Raw genomic sequence first — 17,542 nt, forward strand, 5'->3', positions numbered from 1 at the left:
CCAGTTCACCCTAAAACAGAGTGGAAAGGTATGGAAGGTGACGATTATCGCGAATAAAGCCAGGCCCGCTACCCTCGCCGGGGAACGTTATTCAGCGTAACCATAGGCCATAATAGGAAAAAGCGAAGGAGGTCCCGTTGAGGCCCAGCCAAAAACCGTGTAGACTTTCGCTTTCCTCAGGAGAGATGGCAGAGTGGTCGAATGCGCCGGTTTGCTAAACCGGTGAACGGGTCAAACCGTTCCACGGGTTCGAATCCCGTTCTCTCCGCTTCCGCGAAAAGCCGTCAACGTAAGTCGTTGTCGGCTTTTGTTTTGCGCTGGATGTAAGTTTGCGGTCCCCGTTGCCATCGGTCTTGGACGGCGGGGCAACTGCTTACGGTTGCTGTTGTTGCAGGCGTCTTAGAATGGCGTCCAGGGTGGCCTCCATGCGGCGGGTTCTGGCTTCCAATTCGTCGAGCCGCTGCTCGGTACTTTTGGCCTGGGGCGCCCCCGGGTTGTTCATGGCTGCCTCACGCTGTTTCTGGCGGGCTTCTTCCATTCGCGCTTGTTGCTGAGCCTGGGCTTCCTCATTCTTTTTCAGCGCTGAGTCAACCTCTTTCCGTGGACCGACGACGACGACGCTAAACTGGACGGTATCTTCCTGCCCTTCCGAGTCTTGCAGGGCGGCCAAGATCGGAATTTGCGCTGCAAACTTGTCGTCAGGCAATTTCTTGCCGGTTAACTCCTCGTACTTCTGCGCGTTGTTCGACCGCGTTGCGAACGATGCCTCTTGGCGCGAGCCAGGCAGGATCGGACCACTGCTCGTGATCCTTTTCGTCATATCGTCCCACAAGCTCTCGACTTCGACCGTCAACTTCCCGCTCTTCGGGTCGAGCGTCAGTCCAGGAGACTCAGCCAACAGACTGAAGGTCACCCCTTCTCGAAGACCGGCCGTCCGAAGTGGAATGACTGCCGACGGGCTGAGAGCAATTTCCGTGACTTGATCTTGAGAGAAATGAACAGGCACCGGCATCGCTTCGGCAACATCGGTGGGAATCGTCGCGACAAGGAGTTCCGTATTATTCAGAAAAAGCACCGTCTGTTCGTGAACCAGCAAGCGGTTCGCCCCAGTGAAGAACGTGCCCTGCGAATTGCTGTTTGAAGAAACGTCGATCACCGCAGAGTGCTTGACCAGTCCTTCGACCAAATCGCACAACTCCATTGTCGTATTCACGATGCGTCCCTGCCGCGAAGACGCCACGAGCACTCCCAGTGGCCATCGCTCAGAGATCACGCCGATGCGGCCGCCTGGCCAGGAAGTAATCTGACGTCCCTTGGAATTGGTAAGACTACTTCCTTGCAACCGGCGTCCCCAGCGAACCGGTGATTGATTGCGATCCGGAAGTCGATAGAAGCCGGTCGCTTCGTTCTGAACGAGCTTCGGTAGTCCATCTGTCGGCGTGATTCGCAGCGTTTCGCCGGTCTGACGGTTGAAAATTCGCGAACCAAATTGAATGACATTCTCACCGATCAAAGCAAAGTTTTGCGGCGAGTTGAGTGGAACGGCTTGCATCTTCTGAGTGTCAAAAGCCTGCAGCTTGCTCCCCTCCGCGACGACAACATTCGGAGCGAACTTGACCAACTGCTTCGGATACGACTGCAAGAACTGGCGCTCGCTGCCTGCCAACTGGTGATCGAGCCGATAAAACAACGTACCGGAATTAGGAGCAAGGTAGACGTAGCTCTCGTCGATCGTGGCGCAGCGGACTCCTTGCGGCAACGACTTCCGGGCGATGATCTCGAGCATTTTCAGATTGACGACGGCGACATCATCCGGACCGGGCTGTGCTGGGTGTCTCGAATCCGTACCAGCTACAGGCCCCCATACCACCAGAAACTGGCCATCTTCCGAGATCTCCATGGCCCGGGCCTGAAACTCCAGGTCGACCTTCGGCAGGGTGACATGAACCGTCATATCGGCCGAGTCCAAAACCTTTTCATTACTCGTGGAGACCACTTCCAATCGGAAATTGACCAAACCAACGTCCTGGGCCTGCGGTGTCCAAGAAAGCTTGCCGTCGAACAGCGTTGCCGTTTCGGGCCCTTCGGCGATCCTCAATTTTGCTGCTGGCTCTTGATCGGCATTCGTGACGGGCAGAGCGATTTCCAACGGTTTCATTACCGTCGTGGTAACCTCTGAGGGCGCCTGAACGACTTTTAACGGCGCAATATTTTCCGAGTAAGGCCCCAGATCGATCCATGTGCCGTACGAGTCAGTGCCGACGAACACCACGTTATGTTTCAAGTCGAACTGCACTGTCGGATCGATATTGAACCGTCTTGAATTTCGACTAGACCGGTTCCCAGCGTTGGCAGTTGCCGCAGGAAGGCTCGCTGTGCCAATTGGCGACGCGTCGCTGAAACGCTCTAGCAAAAGTCCTCCTGAAGAAAACGCTGCCACCAAATCCAAGTGTGGATGAATAGCGACCGGCGTACCTCCGAAACTGCGAACCTTCTTCGTAATATCTAACGTGTACAAGGCGCTGCCAAAGGTCCAATATCGGTTCATCGGACCGGCAACCATTTGTCCGAAACTGTCATGGTAGTCTCGTACCTGGGTGAAGGTCGCCTCTTCTTCATCAACCTTCATCAGGTCTGCGCCGCTCGGTGAAGTCGCCCCTCGGGAGTCAGGGACAATCCACTTTCCATCGCGACTCATTGCCACGTGCACGACATGTGACTGCCCCCAAGACTGCACCTTGACGCGATTGCGGACCCGCTTTTCTTGCAGGTCGACCTGAAATACCTCGCCGTCCCACCATGCCGATCCTGTATTGCAGACGCAATAGACATAGTGATTATCGACCTGCGAACAGAAGAGGGCGTTCGGGCCTTTACCGCTGACGGCGGCCATGCCGGTCACTTGGTTGCTGTTCAGGTCGATCACATGCAGTGCTGGCGATTTGGTGCAAGCGACGACCAGTTGATCTCGCTTGATAATCATCTCAGTCGGAGTTTCCCCGACTTTGAAGCGTTGCACTTCCTGGGCATTCGAGTCGAATTCGACGACTTCATTTCCTTCGCTTAGCGAAGCAAACACGCGGCCACTCGGTTCATGCATGACCCAATCACCGATCTCTTCCGTTAAGGTGACAGAGCGTGGTGGAGCCTCGGCGAACCCGGCCGATGGCCACAGCATGCTACCGACCACAATCCCCAATACAATCCGAAAGTAATTCATCGAGTCATTATGCCAATGCACTATCATGTTCCATTGATAACATATGGTATTGTTATTCGCCGCGATCAGAGTGTATCAGATCAGCAACCCCCGTTACAGCAACGCCTCAAACTTTGAGCGTTTTGCTCACCCAGCGAATATTAAGATTGCACGATTCGGCTTGGCCATCGCACTCCGGTCGCGAATCAGGTAATTTCTCGCGGAACTTACTGGCGGTAACTGGAGTTACATTCGATATGCGAACTCCACATTTGCTTTCATTGCTGGTTGCTCTTGGTTTTGCCACGTCCCTTCGAGGTGCCGAGGTCGAGAAACCTACGGGCACTTATGCCAGCAAGATCACTCCAGGAGCAGTGCGTAGTCCGCAAATGCAAGGTGGGCTCGTTCGGGTGACCTGGAGCGAGATCGAACCGCAGCCAGGAAAGTTTGATTTTGAGCCGATCCAGCAACAGGTTCGGCTCTTGAAACCAGAGATGAACTGGACGCTCGCAATCCACGGGGGCTGGACTTCGACCGATTCTCCGGAGAGTTTCCCCCGAGCCTGGCGACGACCTCTTTCCCTATCCCCTGGCTGGTTGGTTTCAGAATTCAACGTGAAAACGTTCTCGATGAGTTTCCGAGGCAACCCGGTTCAAATGCCGAAATATTGGGATCCGACGGTGCAGAAGCGTTTGCAGATGATGCTTCAAGCCGTAGGTGATAAATATGCCCAAGACGCACGTTTGAAACTCATATATGTGCCGCAAATGACTAGCAACGGCACGGAAGGGCACTTCAATGGCGTTTCTTCAGAAACGCTCTATCGAGCGGCTGAAATCGATCCTCGTGATGCGAATGCCGAACAGAAGTTTGGCGATCTCTGGCTGAAAGCTGCAGGCGAAACGACACACAGCGTCCTGCAAGCGTTTCCTGGCAAAGCAGTCGCATTCGAGGTTCACGAGTTGTTCCGCAGCCCCAAGATTCCCGCTCGGCTGATCGCCCAGTTTCAAAAGGAAGAATTCGAAGATCGCGTTGGGATCGCCATGTGGTGGATTTCGGGTAAGACCGACTACCAACCTGGGCTCATCGCACTTCTGAAGGAGTATCCAGGCGACCTCTACGGTCAGGTGATTGGGCGTTCGGATCAGTCGCATCGCTTTCCTAACGGCGACTACACAGCCGTCTTCCGGCAGGCGGAAGAGCTCGGCATGCGTTACATCGAACCGTGGAACTACGAATTCGAGCACGGTACCAGCGACAAGGCGATGAAGAAATTCAACGCCACGGCCAAGTCCCGCTACAAAAAGCGGTAAGTAACGTTGATTCCGCGAAACAACCCGCCATTTACCGATCGGAAACCACCAACGAACGGCAACTCGACTTGAACCACGGCGATTTGTCACCTACCATTCAAGTGAGCTTTGCAAGTCGTTCCCGGTGAAAAAGCCCTCGGCATGAGCCAAATCGTCACCCTGTTAATCATGTTTCGCATTATCTTTTGCCCGCTATTTTGCGGTGCGGAGATGATGTTTGCTGCCATGCAACATGAATCAGGGAACACTTCGGTCGTGGTTTCCCCGGTGGTATCCCATGGCTGTTGCAAGCACTGCTCGGCTCCGGAACCTGCGGCTCCATCGGAAACTCCGCACGATTCCTCTCCCGATTGCGACTGTTTCTGCAGCGAATCGGCCATCGTTGGCATAAAGGTCGATCTCGACGATCTTTCGGCCTCTGCCTGGTCCGCCTGCCTCCCTCCGGCCCAGCAGTGGTTGGCGACGGAACTGCTTCCCCAGGCCACTCTGAAGTCGCACATCAAAATCCCTGGCATTGCCCCAGGGCGTTCTATGCGCGTCGTTCTTGCGTCGCTGCAGATTTAACGCTGCCATCTAAAAAGCGTTGTGTTAACGGTCCGGTTCTGCGCGTACCGCGTCGTGGAATCGGCTGCCTCTGCTTCCCAGGTATCGGTTATTGAAACGAGCTCATGGTTCGTTCGACCAACCTGGCCCTCTTTGCGGAGTCCTGCAAATGAGTCAAACAAATCTCGATATCCCCCGTTCCAATCCTTCCACGTCAAGTCCGCCGTCGTCACGTGCTGGCTTGCAGCGAGTCTTTTCGTGGATCCTCGGAAGTATTGGGCCTATCGCCGTCCTGCTTAGCTTCGCGGCGATCTTTGCATTCGGTCACTACACCGATTGGACAATGCCAAAGTTCGCCGCATTGACGGGGCAACCAGCGCCGGTCGCTGCCGATTGGTGCGAAGAACATTCTGTGCCAGAGTCGATTTGTGTCGAGTGCAACGACTCTTTAATGGAAAAGACGCCCGACTTCGGCTGGTGCTCGGTTCATGGCGTCCATAACTGCGTGATCGAGCATCCCGAACTCGCCCAGCTCGCCGAACAGCCAACCATCTCTCCGGGAGACAAAGCCCGCGCAGAACTGGCCATGACGATGCCTGTCTCGCGTGAGAACAACAGCGGCTGCACGACCTACCTTAGACGAATCCAATTCGCATCGGTCGATGCGGTCGCCCAGGCCGGCGTTGATGTCGAACTAGTGGAACGCCGTCGCATCGAACAAACCGTCTCCGGTAGCGCCGAGATTCTTTACGATCCGACGCGAACGGCCAGCTTTGCATCACGAACCGCCGGCAGCGTTTGGCGTGTCGAGAAGAATGTGGGTGATCCGGTTGAAGCTGGCGACGTGTTAGCCCTGGTCGAAGCGGAGCAAGTCGGCGCGTTGAAGTCGAATTTGATCCGGGCACTCGCTGAACAATCGTTGCAGCGACAAAACGTGGAACGACTGCACATTGCCAAAGATGCCGTCGCTGGCGTTCGTCTGCTGGAAGCCGATGCCGCCCAGGCCAAAGCCGAGGCCGATGTGTTGAGCATCGTGCAGTCGCTAGAGAATCTGGGGCTATCGGTCGATTTGCAATCCATCGCCCAGTTATCAGAACGAGAGGCCTTCGAGCAACTTCGCTTCTTAGGGATTCCCTCGGCCCTTCGGTCGCAGGTGCAAACCGCCACGGTAACTGCCAACCTGTTGCCGATTCGTTCATCGATCGCAGGGGCCGTCGTCGAACGCAATGTCACTCAAGGGGAGGTGGTCGACACCCATCGTCCGCTGTTTCAAGTGACTGATACCCGGCAGATGTGGCTGATGCTTGATATTCCGCAGGAGGATCTCGAGCATGTTCAGCCAGGACAAAAGATTCGCTTTCGTGGCGACGGAAGCAGTCGCGAAATAACAGGCCAGGTCGACTGGATCAGCACCGCAGCCGACGCCCAGACGCGTCTGGTTAAAGTCCGAGCCGTGTTGCCGAACCCAGATGGCCGGCTCCGTGACAAGACCTACGGAACCGGAACGATTGTTCTACGAGAAGATCCTAACGCGATTGCGATTCCATCCGAGGCTGTCCACTGGGAAGGTTGTTGCCGTACGGTTTTCGTGCGTGACAAGCATTACTTCGACAGTCCCGAAAGTCCCAAGGTATTCCACGTTCGCTCGGTTCGTCTCGGGGCGACCGACAAGGGCTATACCGAAGTTGTCGCAGGCCTGCTTCCTGGCGAGGTGGTTGCCACCACCGGAAGCGATGTGCTACGGGCCCAGCTTTTAAAGAATGGCCTGGGTGCCGGCTGCTGCGTGGACGAATAGGGGACAACTTCGATGCTGAATGGCCTGATCGACTTCTCGCTCCGGAATCGTGCCCTCGTGATTATCATCACGCTGGCATTTGCTGCTTGTGGCATTTATGCCCTGCAGCATCTGGACATCGATGCCTTTCCCGACACAACGCCGGTCCAGGTACAAATCAACACCACCGCCCCTGCCCTTTCCTCGGAAGAGGTTGAAAAGCAGATTACGTTTCCTGTCGAGCAAAGCATCAGTGGCTTGCCAGGGCTGACCGTGATGCGATCGATCTCGAAGTTCGGACTTTCTCAGGTCGTAGTGACCTTTGAAGATGGAATCGACATCTACTTCGCTCGCCAGTTAATTAACGAGCGTCTCTCGACGGTCGAGCTTCCGCTGGGAATTGTTCGCCCGCAGATGGGCCCCGTTTCAACAGGCCTGGGTGAAGTATTTCATTACGTGCTGACGTACGATGGTGTCGACTTCTCGACCGTCAGCGACTCCGAGCGAGTCAAACGCCTGACCGAGCTTCGCACGCTCCACGACTGGGTTGTGAAACCGCAATTGCGATCCGTTCCGGGTGTCGCCGAGGTGAACAGCTGGGGTGGCTACGAAAAGCAGTACCAGGTGCGTCTCGATCCCGATCGGCTACTGAAACATGGTCTGACTTATGAAGAAGTTGCCGACGCGATCGAGGCGAACAATGAAAACGTCGGGGGAGGCACCATTACCGACGGAAGCGAAATGCTGCTGGTCCACGGCATCGGACGCACGGTGAACCTCGACGAGATTCGTAACATCGTCATCAAGGCAAAGGATGGCGTGCCGATTGTGGTGAGTGACGTTGCCGAAGTGCAGATCGGTCACGAAATCCGCCGCGGTACGGTTACTGCCGATGGGCAAGGCGAAGCGGTGCTGGGGCTCGGCTTCATGCTCATGGGAGAGAACAGCCATCAGGTGACCTGGGCACTGAAGAACAAACTGGAACAAGTTCGCAGTTCACTTCCCCCGGGAGTTATCATCAAAACGGTCTACGACCGTACCGAGCTAGTGGACCATGTGATTCATACGGTTCAGAAGAACCTGTTCGAGGGAGGTTTGTTGGTCGTTGCCGTCCTGTTCATCTTCCTCGGAAATCTTCGGGCAGGCTTCATCGTGGCCCTCGCAATTCCGCTTTCGATGCTATTTGCCTTCTCTGGCATGCTGCAAGTGGGTATCGCGGCCAGTCTCTTAAGTCTCGGGGCAATCGACTTCGGTTTAGTTGTCGACAGTTCAGTCGTCATGATCGAAAACTGCGTACGGCATCTTTCCCACAATCGCGATGGGAGGAGCCGACTGGAAATCATCCGCGATGCAGCCGTCGAAGTTCGCAAACCAACCATGTTCGGCGAGCTGATCATCATGATCGTCTACTTGCCGATCCTCACACTGGAAGGGGTCGAAGGCAAGCTATTTCGCCCAATGGCGTTGACAGTGATCATGGCGTTGGCGGGCTCCATGATTCTTTCCCTAACCTTGATGCCCGTTCTGGCAAGCTTCCTGCTGCCGCGAAACTTGAAAGAGAAGGAACCACTGCTGATCCGAGGGTTGAAGCGGCTTTACGCTCCAATCCTTCGATTCACGATGCACAACAAGTTTGTCGTGATCGGGACGGCGGTTTGCCTGTTTGTCGCTGTCTTTGGATTGATCGCCCCTAATCTTGGCTCCGAGTTTGTGCCTCGCTTGTCGGAAGGCGCGATCACGCTGAACGTTGTTCGCCTGGCAGGGACCGATCTGGAAGAATCCATCCGCTACAACACGCGCATGGAGAAAGTCTTGCTCAAACAGTTTCCGGACGAGATCGCTCACGTCTGGAGTCGTGTTGGCACGGCAGAGGTCGCAACCGATCCGATGGGCACCGAACTGACCGATCTCTTCATCACGCTCCGGCCCCGGAAAGAATGGACCAAGGCGACCAGCCAGGAAACGTTAACACGGCTCATCCAAGAGGAACTCCGCGACTTGCCAGGTCCGCGGCTTGCTTTGTCGCAGCCGATCGAAATGCGAATGAACGAGATGATTTCCGGTGTCCGCGCCGACGTGGCTGCCATTCTATATGGCGACGATCTCGACCTGATGGTTCGCAAAGCGAGTGAGATTGAACAGCTCCTGAAGTCGATTCCAGGGGCTGCCGACGTCAAGGTCGAACAAGTTACTGGCCAGCCGGTCTTGCAAATCAAGATCAAGCAGGATGCGATTGCCCGATATGGCGTGCCAACCCGCAACGTGATGAACCTGGTACGTTCGCTGGGCAGCCACCATGTCGGCGAAGTTTACGAAGGGCAACTTCGTTTCCCTCTGACGATCCGCTTACCGGAAGAAGTCCGTGCCGACCAGGATGCGATCGCCAACATCCTGGTCGCTACCTCCTCTGGTCAACGGATTCCGCTTGATCGGCTCGCTTCGATCGAACGGGTCGACGAGCCAAACACCATCAAACGGGAATGGTATCAACGTCGCATCACGATCGAAGCCAATGTACGTGGACGTGACATGGGAAGCTTTGTAGCAGAAGCCCGCCAGGCGGTCGCTGACCAGATTGTCTTGCCGCCGGGACGGTATCGCGTGGAATGGGGAGGACAATTCGAGAACCTGCAACGGGCTCAACAGCGTCTGATGATTGTCGTGCCGATCGCCCTGCTTATGATCCTTGCGTTGCTCTACATGACCTACCACAACTGGGTCGATGCCATCCGGGTATTCACTGGGGTTCCGTTTGCCTGGATTGGTGGAGTGATCGCATTATGGATTCGCGATATGCCTTTCTCCATCTCGGCCGCCGTCGGCTTCATCGCCTTGTCCGGGGTCGCGGTTCTCGACGACATGCTGCTTGTTTCAACCATACGTCAGCTGCGTCGAAAAGGTCGAAGCCTCGACGATGCCGTCGAAGAGGCCGCCATGACACGACTGCGTCCGATTTTGATGACCACGCTCGTTGCCAGCCTCGGCTTCGTACCGATGGCGTTCAGCACTGGCATGGGAGCCGAAGTGCAACGACCGTTGGCCACCGTGGTGATTGGGGGCGTTTGCAGCGCGATGGTCATGAGCCTACTGGTGCTTCGTGTGCTGTACATGGTCTTCAATCCCCGGGACGAGGCAGCTGGTGGCAATGATGGCGGCGATCATCATGATGAGGAAGCGTCTCAGCCGCCACCCCAGCAACCAGATACCGGGCGAGTCGCAGAACTCGCCTCGTCTTAATCGAATGTTTTTAATCACCTTTCAAGAAGGAGAATTGTATGAAGTGGATGTCTCGATTTTCAAGTTTGGCGGTAGGGTTCGTTGCGATTACCGCGTTGACACTAACCGGTTGCGGCACAAGCCAGACGGCGATGGGCGATTCGGACGAGCACTCTGAAGTGGCCCACGACGACCATGATCATGGACACGAACATGGGGATGAGCATGTCCATGGCGAGTGGTGGTGCGTCGAACATGGTATCCCGGAAGAAGTTTGTGCACGCTGCGATTCGAGTCTGATTGCGGACTTCAAAGCGGCCGACGACTGGTGCGAAGACCACAACCGCCCTGACTCGCAATGCTTTGTCTGCACCCCAGGACTGTTCGACAAGTTCGCTGCCCGGTACAAAGCCAAATATGGCGAAGATCCTCCCAAGCCAGAAGAACTGGCGAAAGACGGAGACTCCTAGTCGGGGCAGTGACAAGTCTTGATTGGCTTCGCGGCGTCAGATGCCCGACCTGGCATTCTGTCGCCGCAAGGCCATCGCCTCCTTGAATGACAATCATGCCGTACGCCCAACATTCGATCTGGCTTACCGCTCTAACGTTTGCCCTGCTGATCGGCCTGGCAAGTTGTGCGCGGCAACCTCCCTTAGAATCGCCGGTTATTCTCGACCCGGTCACGGACGCGTCGTTCGATCGCGAAGTGCTGAAATCTTCCATCCCGGTGCTGGTCGTCATGACGGCGAATTGGTGTCCGAAATGCGCCCAAGCCAAGCCTTTGCTTCAAGAGATGTCGGAACGACTTCAAGGGAAGGTTCGCGTTCGTGAAGTTGATGCCGAACGCAATCGATTTCTCGCCGAGAAGTACGACGTTCACCAATACCCGACTTATCTGATCTTTGATGCCGGCACGCTTCAAGAGCGTTTCGTCGGCGACGAAGGCGTTGATCGTGTTCGTGAAACGCTCAATCGATAGGCGGTCGACTGTTTCTTACTGGTCGCTTAGGCATTTGGGCAATTAGAAACGTAGCCCGGCCCCAACATTGGTGAAGAAGTTCGGAGATTGGTCGTTCAGTCCCCAGCCGAAGCGAACACCGACTTCGACATTGGGCGTCACCAGGCAATGCACACCGGGGCTGACAAAATGCTGCGTGCTTTCGACTTCACGTCCTTCGGTGAAGACACCGAAGTATTCGATGTGCCCTTTCCAGCGTTCGCCAAACGGGACCTTCAGTACGGTGGATGGTGCCCAGACATGGAAGTGGTCTTCCTCGAAGCTGCCGGTGCTGTAGCGCATTGCGGAATCCCAGACCCAGTTGTTCGCGAACTTCCAACCACCGACGTACGTTACGGAAAGGTTGCTATCGTTTGCCTCGCCACTGGTGGGCGTGAAACCTTGCACGATCAATGAACTTTCTGGCAGCCAGTCCGACTGCTCGGTCAGAAAGAACTTGGCACCATACAAAATGGTACTCTCACGTTCGAGCATCGTTTCATCCTCGAACTCGTCCGGGATATTGCCTGAAACCGGATTGCCCGCGCCACCTACTTCGTAGTTCCAGCCAAGACGAAGTTCGATGTTTTCCGTTATCCCGTAGCGGGTGACAATTTCGGGATAGCTATGCGTTTCTGGAACGCCGCGGTTGTCGATGAACGTATAGGCCGATTCGACGACCAGCCAGTTCTTTCCTACGACACTCGTTGCTGGAGTGAACGAGTCGCGATCGGTCTCGATTTCGCTTTCCTCCGCCTCTTCAAAAGCAGACTCCGCGAATCCTTCGAACGCCATTTGGGCCTGGGCAAGGTTCGCTCCCGCAGCCCATATCAATCCCAGCCAAACCAGAACCTGCCGATACGAATTCATCGTCGACTTCCTGCCGAATTCAAGACGCTACCAATGCCCATAGTTCTTTTCGGCAGCCCTGACAGGCTGGCGAACTAAATTCGTCTCTGGTCTGAGAACTTCTTCTTTCCCAGTCGATTCAATCGTCGCGAATTGCTAGCAACCTGGTTCCACCTGCGCGAGAACTACACTTCCGCCAGTGGCGCGTCCGCATCGCCAAACGATGGCAGTTGGACCCCCATCTTGTTCATTATTGACAGATAGAGCCGGCACATCTGCCGATTCGGTTGATCTCGATAGTCGAGGTTCTGCCCTCCTTTTATTTGCCCACCTGCGGTCCCCAGCATGACGACCGGCAATTTGGTCGCATCGTGATGACCGTTGAGCATGCTCGAGCAGAGCATCAGCATCGAATTGTCCAGCAGCGTTCGCTCTCCTTCCTGAATACTGTCCATCCGCTTGGCGATATAGGCCATCTGTTCAAGGAAGAACTGATTCACCTTCAGCCAATCATCCGAGTCGGTATGCGACAACAAATGATGAATCATGTAGTCGATACCCAGATGCGGGAATCGCAGCGTGCCATGGTCGTTGTTCAGCTTCAACGTGCAGACCCGCGTCGTATCGGTCTGGAAGGCCAGCACCAGAATATCCGACATCAATCGCATGTGCTCGACGATATCCTGCGGATAGCCATCCGCTGGCCGGGGCATGTCTGGCTCGGTGCGTGTCGGCCGCCAACCTTGCATTTCGCCACGTTTGCCTGCCTTCGCGATCCGCTGCTCGACTTCGCGAACGGAAGTCAGGTACTCGTCCAGTTTCTGTCGATCGCCCTGGCTCAAACCGCGACGGAAGTCACTCGCATCTTCCAATACCGCATCGAGCACACTCAAGTTCTCGCGACCCGATGTATCTTTAAACAACTGATCGAATGCCAAGGCGGGATAAACTTCCAGCGGAGTCGGCGTCGTTGGGCTGCTCCATGAAATGTGCGAACTGTAGAGCATCGAATAGTTCTTGTGCACTGACGGATTGGCCTTCTCGCAACCGAGCACCAGGCTCGGCAGCTTGGTCATATGTCCGACGCTTTGAGCAACAACCTGATCGACACTCGTGCCAGAACGAATCACGCCGCCCGATGCCAATGGCGCGCCCGAAAGGAGGTTGCCGGTTTGCGAACTGTGAATGTTCCCCTTCAAGGCTTCAGCGTTGTACAACCCCTGAACAAAAGTTAGGCGATCGCGGTAGTCCTTCAAAGGAGCCAACACGTCGCCCAGTTCCATCTCGACACCACTTCCCTTGACCCACCATTGTCGCGAATGGAAGCCGCAGCCAGAGAACAAAATCGCCATGCGTACTGGCGGTTCGTTCACCCGACTATTGGTCGGCACTTCATCGGCGAAGGCCTGGACCGATTCCATCCATGGCAACGCCATCGAGACCCCCAGACCACGCAAAACAGTGCGGCGCGTCAATTTTCGATTCATGATTAATGCCCTTCCTGGCTAGTTGGCCAATCGCGGCCTCGAATGGAACGAAACTGGGGACTCAACACAATCGCTTCGACGGCGGCATGAAATCGATAGTCATTCTCGGCCAGGCGAGATTGCATCTGATCGAGCAAGATCTCGTCGGAAAGCATCACTTCCCGGCCGAGGGCAAAGCCAAGCAGCTTGCGGCAAAATTGCCGGACCACGTCGTCCTGCCGCTGCGTCAACAGATAACGTCGCAGACCTTCGACACCTTCAATTTTGTGGCCACTTTCGAGAGTCGACCGCGTATCCACGGCTTCCGAACGTCGCCGACCAATCGCGTCGTATTGCTCCAGGGCGAAGCCGTACGGATCGATCTTTTGGTGACACTTCGCACAGGCAGCATCCGAACTATGCTTTTCAATCAACTGTCGGGCCGTTAGCCCCTCGGGCAATTGGTCTGGCAGTTGTGGCACATTCGCTGGCGGCCTAGGGAGTTGCTGGCCGAGTAAGGTTTCGTAGGTCCAGTTCCCCCGCAAGATTGGGCTCGTTCGTGAAGCACCTGATTGGCTTGCCAGAACCGTGCCGAGACCGAATACGCCACCCCGGCCATGCTGCCGAATCCCTTCGACCTTCCGCCACTCGGGCCCGGTCACTCCGTCAATCCCGTAATGCTTCGCCAATGCCTCGTTCAGAAACGTGTGATCCGCATCCAGGATATCGAGCACTGATCTATTGTTGCGAAACATATCCTCGAAGAACCTTACCGTCTCTTCGTTCATGTCGACACGAAGTGACTGGAACTCGGGATAAAGCTGCTCGTTCTTATCGTCGTTCCGATCGAAGTCGCGAACGTGCAACCATTGGCAAGCAAATTGAGTCGCGAGTCGGCGAACCTTAGGGGCGTCGAGCATGCGTTGCGTTTGTGCGAGCAAGTCGGTTTCACTCGTCAGCGTATCCGTATCGGCAGCCTGGCGTAGCGTGGCATCCGGAATCGATGACCACAGGAAAAAGCTGAGCCTTGTCGCCAGTTCCGCCGAAGTGACCGGAACCGCTTGATCTCCTTCCCCTGGCTGTTCGTATCGATACAAGTATGCCGGCGAGGTCAACACGCGAGCCAAGGTCAAACGAATCGCCTCGTCATGTTCGATCTCGGCCGCACGCAATTGCCGATAGAAGCCGCGCAGACGCTGCTGTTCCGACGAGGAAAGAGGTCGCCGCCAGGCTCGGTCCGCGAACCGGATTACCGCCTCTAGATGAGAAGGTTCGGTTTCGATTAACCGGGCACGGAAAGCGTCGGCTCGCTCGAAGATCGGTGTCCGCATCGGTTCAAAGGCGTTCACAAGGTCTTGTCGATCTTGTGTAGCAAATTCATAAATTTGCTCGTATACCACCGTCAACGCGATCGGTTCCTGAGCGACATAACGGAGATGGTCCCAGAGGCGATCGAGCTCGCCGACTTGCTCCGCATTCAGCATCAACCGCTGGAGAGCTTCGTCTTCGCGAAAGTACAGTGTCATCGTCACGACTTCATCAACCGGGACAATCCGTGAGTAGCAGACCACCGGGGGAAATAGTTCGCGAAACTCTTGGGCAGCCTGATCAATCCGCTGTTTGCCTTGGCTACCGGGCGATACCAGCACCGAGGCATTGGGATCGAATACTGGCGAAGCTTCATTCTGAAGCGTCACGGAAACCTGGGCCGCGCCTTCGGCAGAGGTCGCTTCATCCAGGCGAGCCACCACGACCAATTCAGCTCCGTCGAGCAAAGACGCCGGTAGCGAGATTTCCGTTGCCGCCGGCGCTGCGACGCAAAGATCTTCAGCAGCGATGACCTTGCCGCGGGGATGCTTGCCGAACGCGCTGGTTACGGCCACCTCCGCTGTTGGTTGAGACAGGGCAACTTCCATCCAGCGCAAGGGACCTCTCCAATCAATCACTTGCCGCCGAAGGACTTGATCGGCGGACGCCAGTTCCTCAGCGTTGGCCTGTGTGACGATAGCTTGCACGCGTGCCGTGGCGTTCGCGACTGCCTCCGTGGATGCCTCGCCAATGATGGCATCTTTCCAGGTCGCTAACGCGGATTCTGGAATGATGGCCGTGGGGACAGGTTGGGAGGCCGCATCTGCCACACCCAAATGCCAGGTCGCATCGTGACCGTACTGATCTGGCAGAGGGTTTGCCTGGAGAATCGGTTCCACGATGTCACGCGAAAGGCTCCAGTTTCGCTTGGCTTCGACCATTTCCGAGATCGTGAGTTCAATTTGCGTCGAATCACAAACGTGCGACTTATCGCGGGCATTGATTACGTACTCGATCACGTCGCCTGCTTGCACGCGATGTTGTTCTGGCAGGTCGAACTTTGCGGAGCTTCCGTTATCGACGGCACCGCTGGCCAGGACTTGCTCTCCCGCTGCGGAAATCCAGTTCAACTGCCATGCCACACCATTGCCACAGTTCGGATCGACGTCGGCGACCATACCGGTCAATTGAACGGTGGTCTCCGCAGGGCTCCGCCAAGAGATCACCACTTGCTGCGTCGGCGAAGGATGAACCACAACACTTCCCGCCGGAACAGAAAGCGTTGAATACTGGATCACCTCCGCGGAACGGTTCGTCACGATGCTTGGCGTTTGCGGCCCCCCCCAGCCATTCACCTCGTCGTAGCCAGCGACGTTTTCCAGCTTGTTGGTAAAGTGGCCGGTGACCTCACGGTTGGCTTGAACTCCGAGTCCGACAGTCTTGGCCCAACTCGCCAGCAATCTCTCATTCAATTGGCGACTGGAAGCGACTTCCCCAAGCGGTTTGGCAGTTCGGTGAAGCTCAGCAACCGCAGCCAGGTACTGATCAGTTCGAGGCAGCTCGCTCTGCTGGAGCTTCGGCAACAGAGCTGAGATTTGCTCGACATCCTTCAGCAAAACCGGGGGATGCGTTTCGCTTCCCTTATCATCACGAAATTGAAGCTGAGGTCGCTGCCACACGACGTCTGTATTTCCTCGACCGGTCCTCAAATCATTGGCGTGGAAATAGACCGAAACTGGATCGCTTTCCCCTTGTGCTTTAAGCGGAACGCGAATCTCCTGGCTTGTCACCACCGTCGAAACCGGCGACATCCAGATCTTCTGCCGGGCTCCTTCGGTCAGCTGGCCAATCGAGTTGAACTTCCACATCCGCTGCTGCAGCGACTCGATGAAGTTCATCAACGCAGGCACGTCGTCGCTCGTCGCGGTTTGCCAGCGACGACGAAGTTCGTTCAAGTACAACGACGAACTGTCGTCCGGCTTCTGTAATTGTTCCCACAGGATAGCAAGATACTTCGCGTTCAGGCCGGTTTCCTCGGCGATCGCTGCCAACGACTTCTCGCCTCGGGCAAGCGTCTCGCGATGAACGATCGTCGCGGCCAGGTAGTCGCCAAACGGAATCGCTCCCCCTTCATTAGCAACTTTGCCGGTCCCTCCGACTTCGACGTAGACATCTTTCTCGGTCGTAAAACGTTGATAGAACTGCCGAACCGCCGCGACACGTTCGTCGCTCCAGTCTCGCCGCGACGCCCCGGCCGAGAACTCGATTCCTTCCGGGACCAGCACCGCGTGAGAAGCGACCTCTTTGGCGGCATCGAGATACTTGCTGACCATCGCCGGTGACATGGCCTGGGCGGCACCGGTGTTGATGAATCCTTCGCCGGCCGCTCCATCCACCGGGAACTCTCGCGTCGGATCGAGCGACGCGACTCCGGTCAGATCGCGAACAGTGAAGTTGTATTCGTCATTGTTCAAACGCCGCAGCACGACCGGGCCTGGGTCGCCAGCAGTCGCCTTCGCTTCCTCTTTCAGAAAGTTGTGTACCCACGTCCGCAACAGTACAGCCTCGGTTTCGCTCGGTTGGTTCGAATCCTTGGGTGGCATCTGCCCTTCGTCCAGCATCCGCCGAGTTTTGATCCAGGTTTTCTGATCCTGCGGAAGTTGCTCGAAGGTGTTGAAGCGTCCTAAATCAATTTCCGCTTCGGTCGTATCGCCTGCATGACAATCGAAGCAATACTTCTGCAATAGTGGACGGACCTCTTCGACGTAACGGGCTTCCTCTGCCGCCACGCACACCGGGCTAATGAAAAGCCACGAAGCTGCCCAGAGCAGCACTTTCCCTGATAGATGGTTTGCTCGACAACGCAGCAGGTTCACG

General features: G+C 55.9%; 10 protein-coding genes and 1 tRNA gene. 7 read left to right on the forward strand and 4 right to left on the reverse strand.

The genetic code is table 11. The features are described from left to right. Nucleotides 1-179 precede the first annotated feature (179 nt). Nucleotides 180-268 (forward strand) — tRNA-Ser (locus AB1L30_RS25275). Between the two features lie 105 nt (nt 269-373). Here the strand turns inward: AB1L30_RS25275 and AB1L30_RS25280 are convergent. Then, nucleotides 374-3,241 (reverse strand): hypothetical protein, encoded by a 2,868-nt coding sequence (locus AB1L30_RS25280; RefSeq protein WP_367017159.1) that lies wholly within the window; start codon nt 3,239-3,241, stop codon nt 374-376. A 215-nt stretch (nt 3,242-3,456) separates the two neighbouring features. Here AB1L30_RS25280 and AB1L30_RS25285 point away from each other — a divergent pair, with 215 nt between their 5' ends. The 6 genes from AB1L30_RS25285 to AB1L30_RS25310 all read left to right on the forward strand — a co-directional run bounded on the left by AB1L30_RS25285 (nt 3,457) and on the right by AB1L30_RS25310 (nt 11,024). After that, on the forward strand, nt 3,457-4,512 hold the full coding sequence (locus AB1L30_RS25285; RefSeq protein ID WP_367017161.1) for a hypothetical protein: 1,056 nt from the start codon (nt 3,457-3,459) through the stop codon (nt 4,510-4,512). Between the two features lie 141 nt (nt 4,513-4,653). Next, nucleotides 4,654-5,076 (forward strand): hypothetical protein, encoded by a 423-nt coding sequence (locus tag AB1L30_RS25290; protein WP_367017163.1) that lies wholly within the window; start codon nt 4,654-4,656, stop codon nt 5,074-5,076. A gap of 148 nt (nt 5,077-5,224) precedes the next feature. After that, the gene (locus AB1L30_RS25295) at nt 5,225-6,850 is read left to right on the forward strand and encodes an efflux RND transporter periplasmic adaptor subunit (RefSeq protein WP_367017165.1); all 1,626 of its coding nucleotides are present in this window, start codon (nt 5,225-5,227) and stop codon (nt 6,848-6,850) included. A gap of 12 nt (nt 6,851-6,862) precedes the next feature. After that, nucleotides 6,863-10,066, forward strand: a complete 3,204-nt coding sequence (locus AB1L30_RS25300; protein WP_367017166.1) for a CusA/CzcA family heavy metal efflux RND transporter — start codon at nt 6,863-6,865, stop codon at nt 10,064-10,066. A gap of 38 nt (nt 10,067-10,104) precedes the next feature. Beyond that, entirely contained in the window at nt 10,105-10,515 is a 411-nt protein-coding gene (locus AB1L30_RS25305; RefSeq protein WP_367017168.1) for an RND transporter, read from the forward strand. Nucleotides 10,516-10,610: 95 nt separating this feature from the next. Then, nucleotides 10,611-11,024 carry a thioredoxin family protein gene (locus AB1L30_RS25310; protein ID WP_367017170.1) on the forward strand — a complete coding sequence of 138 codons (414 nt, stop codon included), beginning with the start codon at nt 10,611-10,613 and terminating at the stop codon, nt 11,022-11,024. 42 nt (nt 11,025-11,066) lie between these two features. On the opposite strand, the gene AB1L30_RS25315 is transcribed toward AB1L30_RS25310, so the two are convergent. From AB1L30_RS25315 to AB1L30_RS25325, 3 genes are all read right to left on the reverse strand, one after another. Next, nucleotides 11,067-11,912, reverse strand: coding sequence for a transporter (locus AB1L30_RS25315; RefSeq protein WP_367017172.1), 846 nt, complete (start codon nt 11,910-11,912; stop codon nt 11,067-11,069). Nucleotides 11,913-12,076: 164 nt separating this feature from the next. Continuing rightward, complete coding sequence (locus tag AB1L30_RS25320; protein WP_367017174.1) at nt 12,077-13,378, reverse strand: DUF1552 domain-containing protein; 1,302 nt, start codon at nt 13,376-13,378, stop codon at nt 12,077-12,079. 2 nt (nt 13,379-13,380) lie between these two features. After that, nucleotides 13,381-17,499 carry a DUF1592 domain-containing protein gene (locus tag AB1L30_RS25325; protein ID WP_367017176.1) on the reverse strand — a complete coding sequence of 1,373 codons (4,119 nt, stop codon included), beginning with the start codon at nt 17,497-17,499 and terminating at the stop codon, nt 13,381-13,383. Nucleotides 17,500-17,542 lie beyond the last annotated feature (43 nt).

This window comes from Bremerella sp. JC817, from assembly GCF_040718835.1.
Lineage (GTDB): Bacteria > Planctomycetota > Planctomycetia > Pirellulales > Pirellulaceae > Bremerella.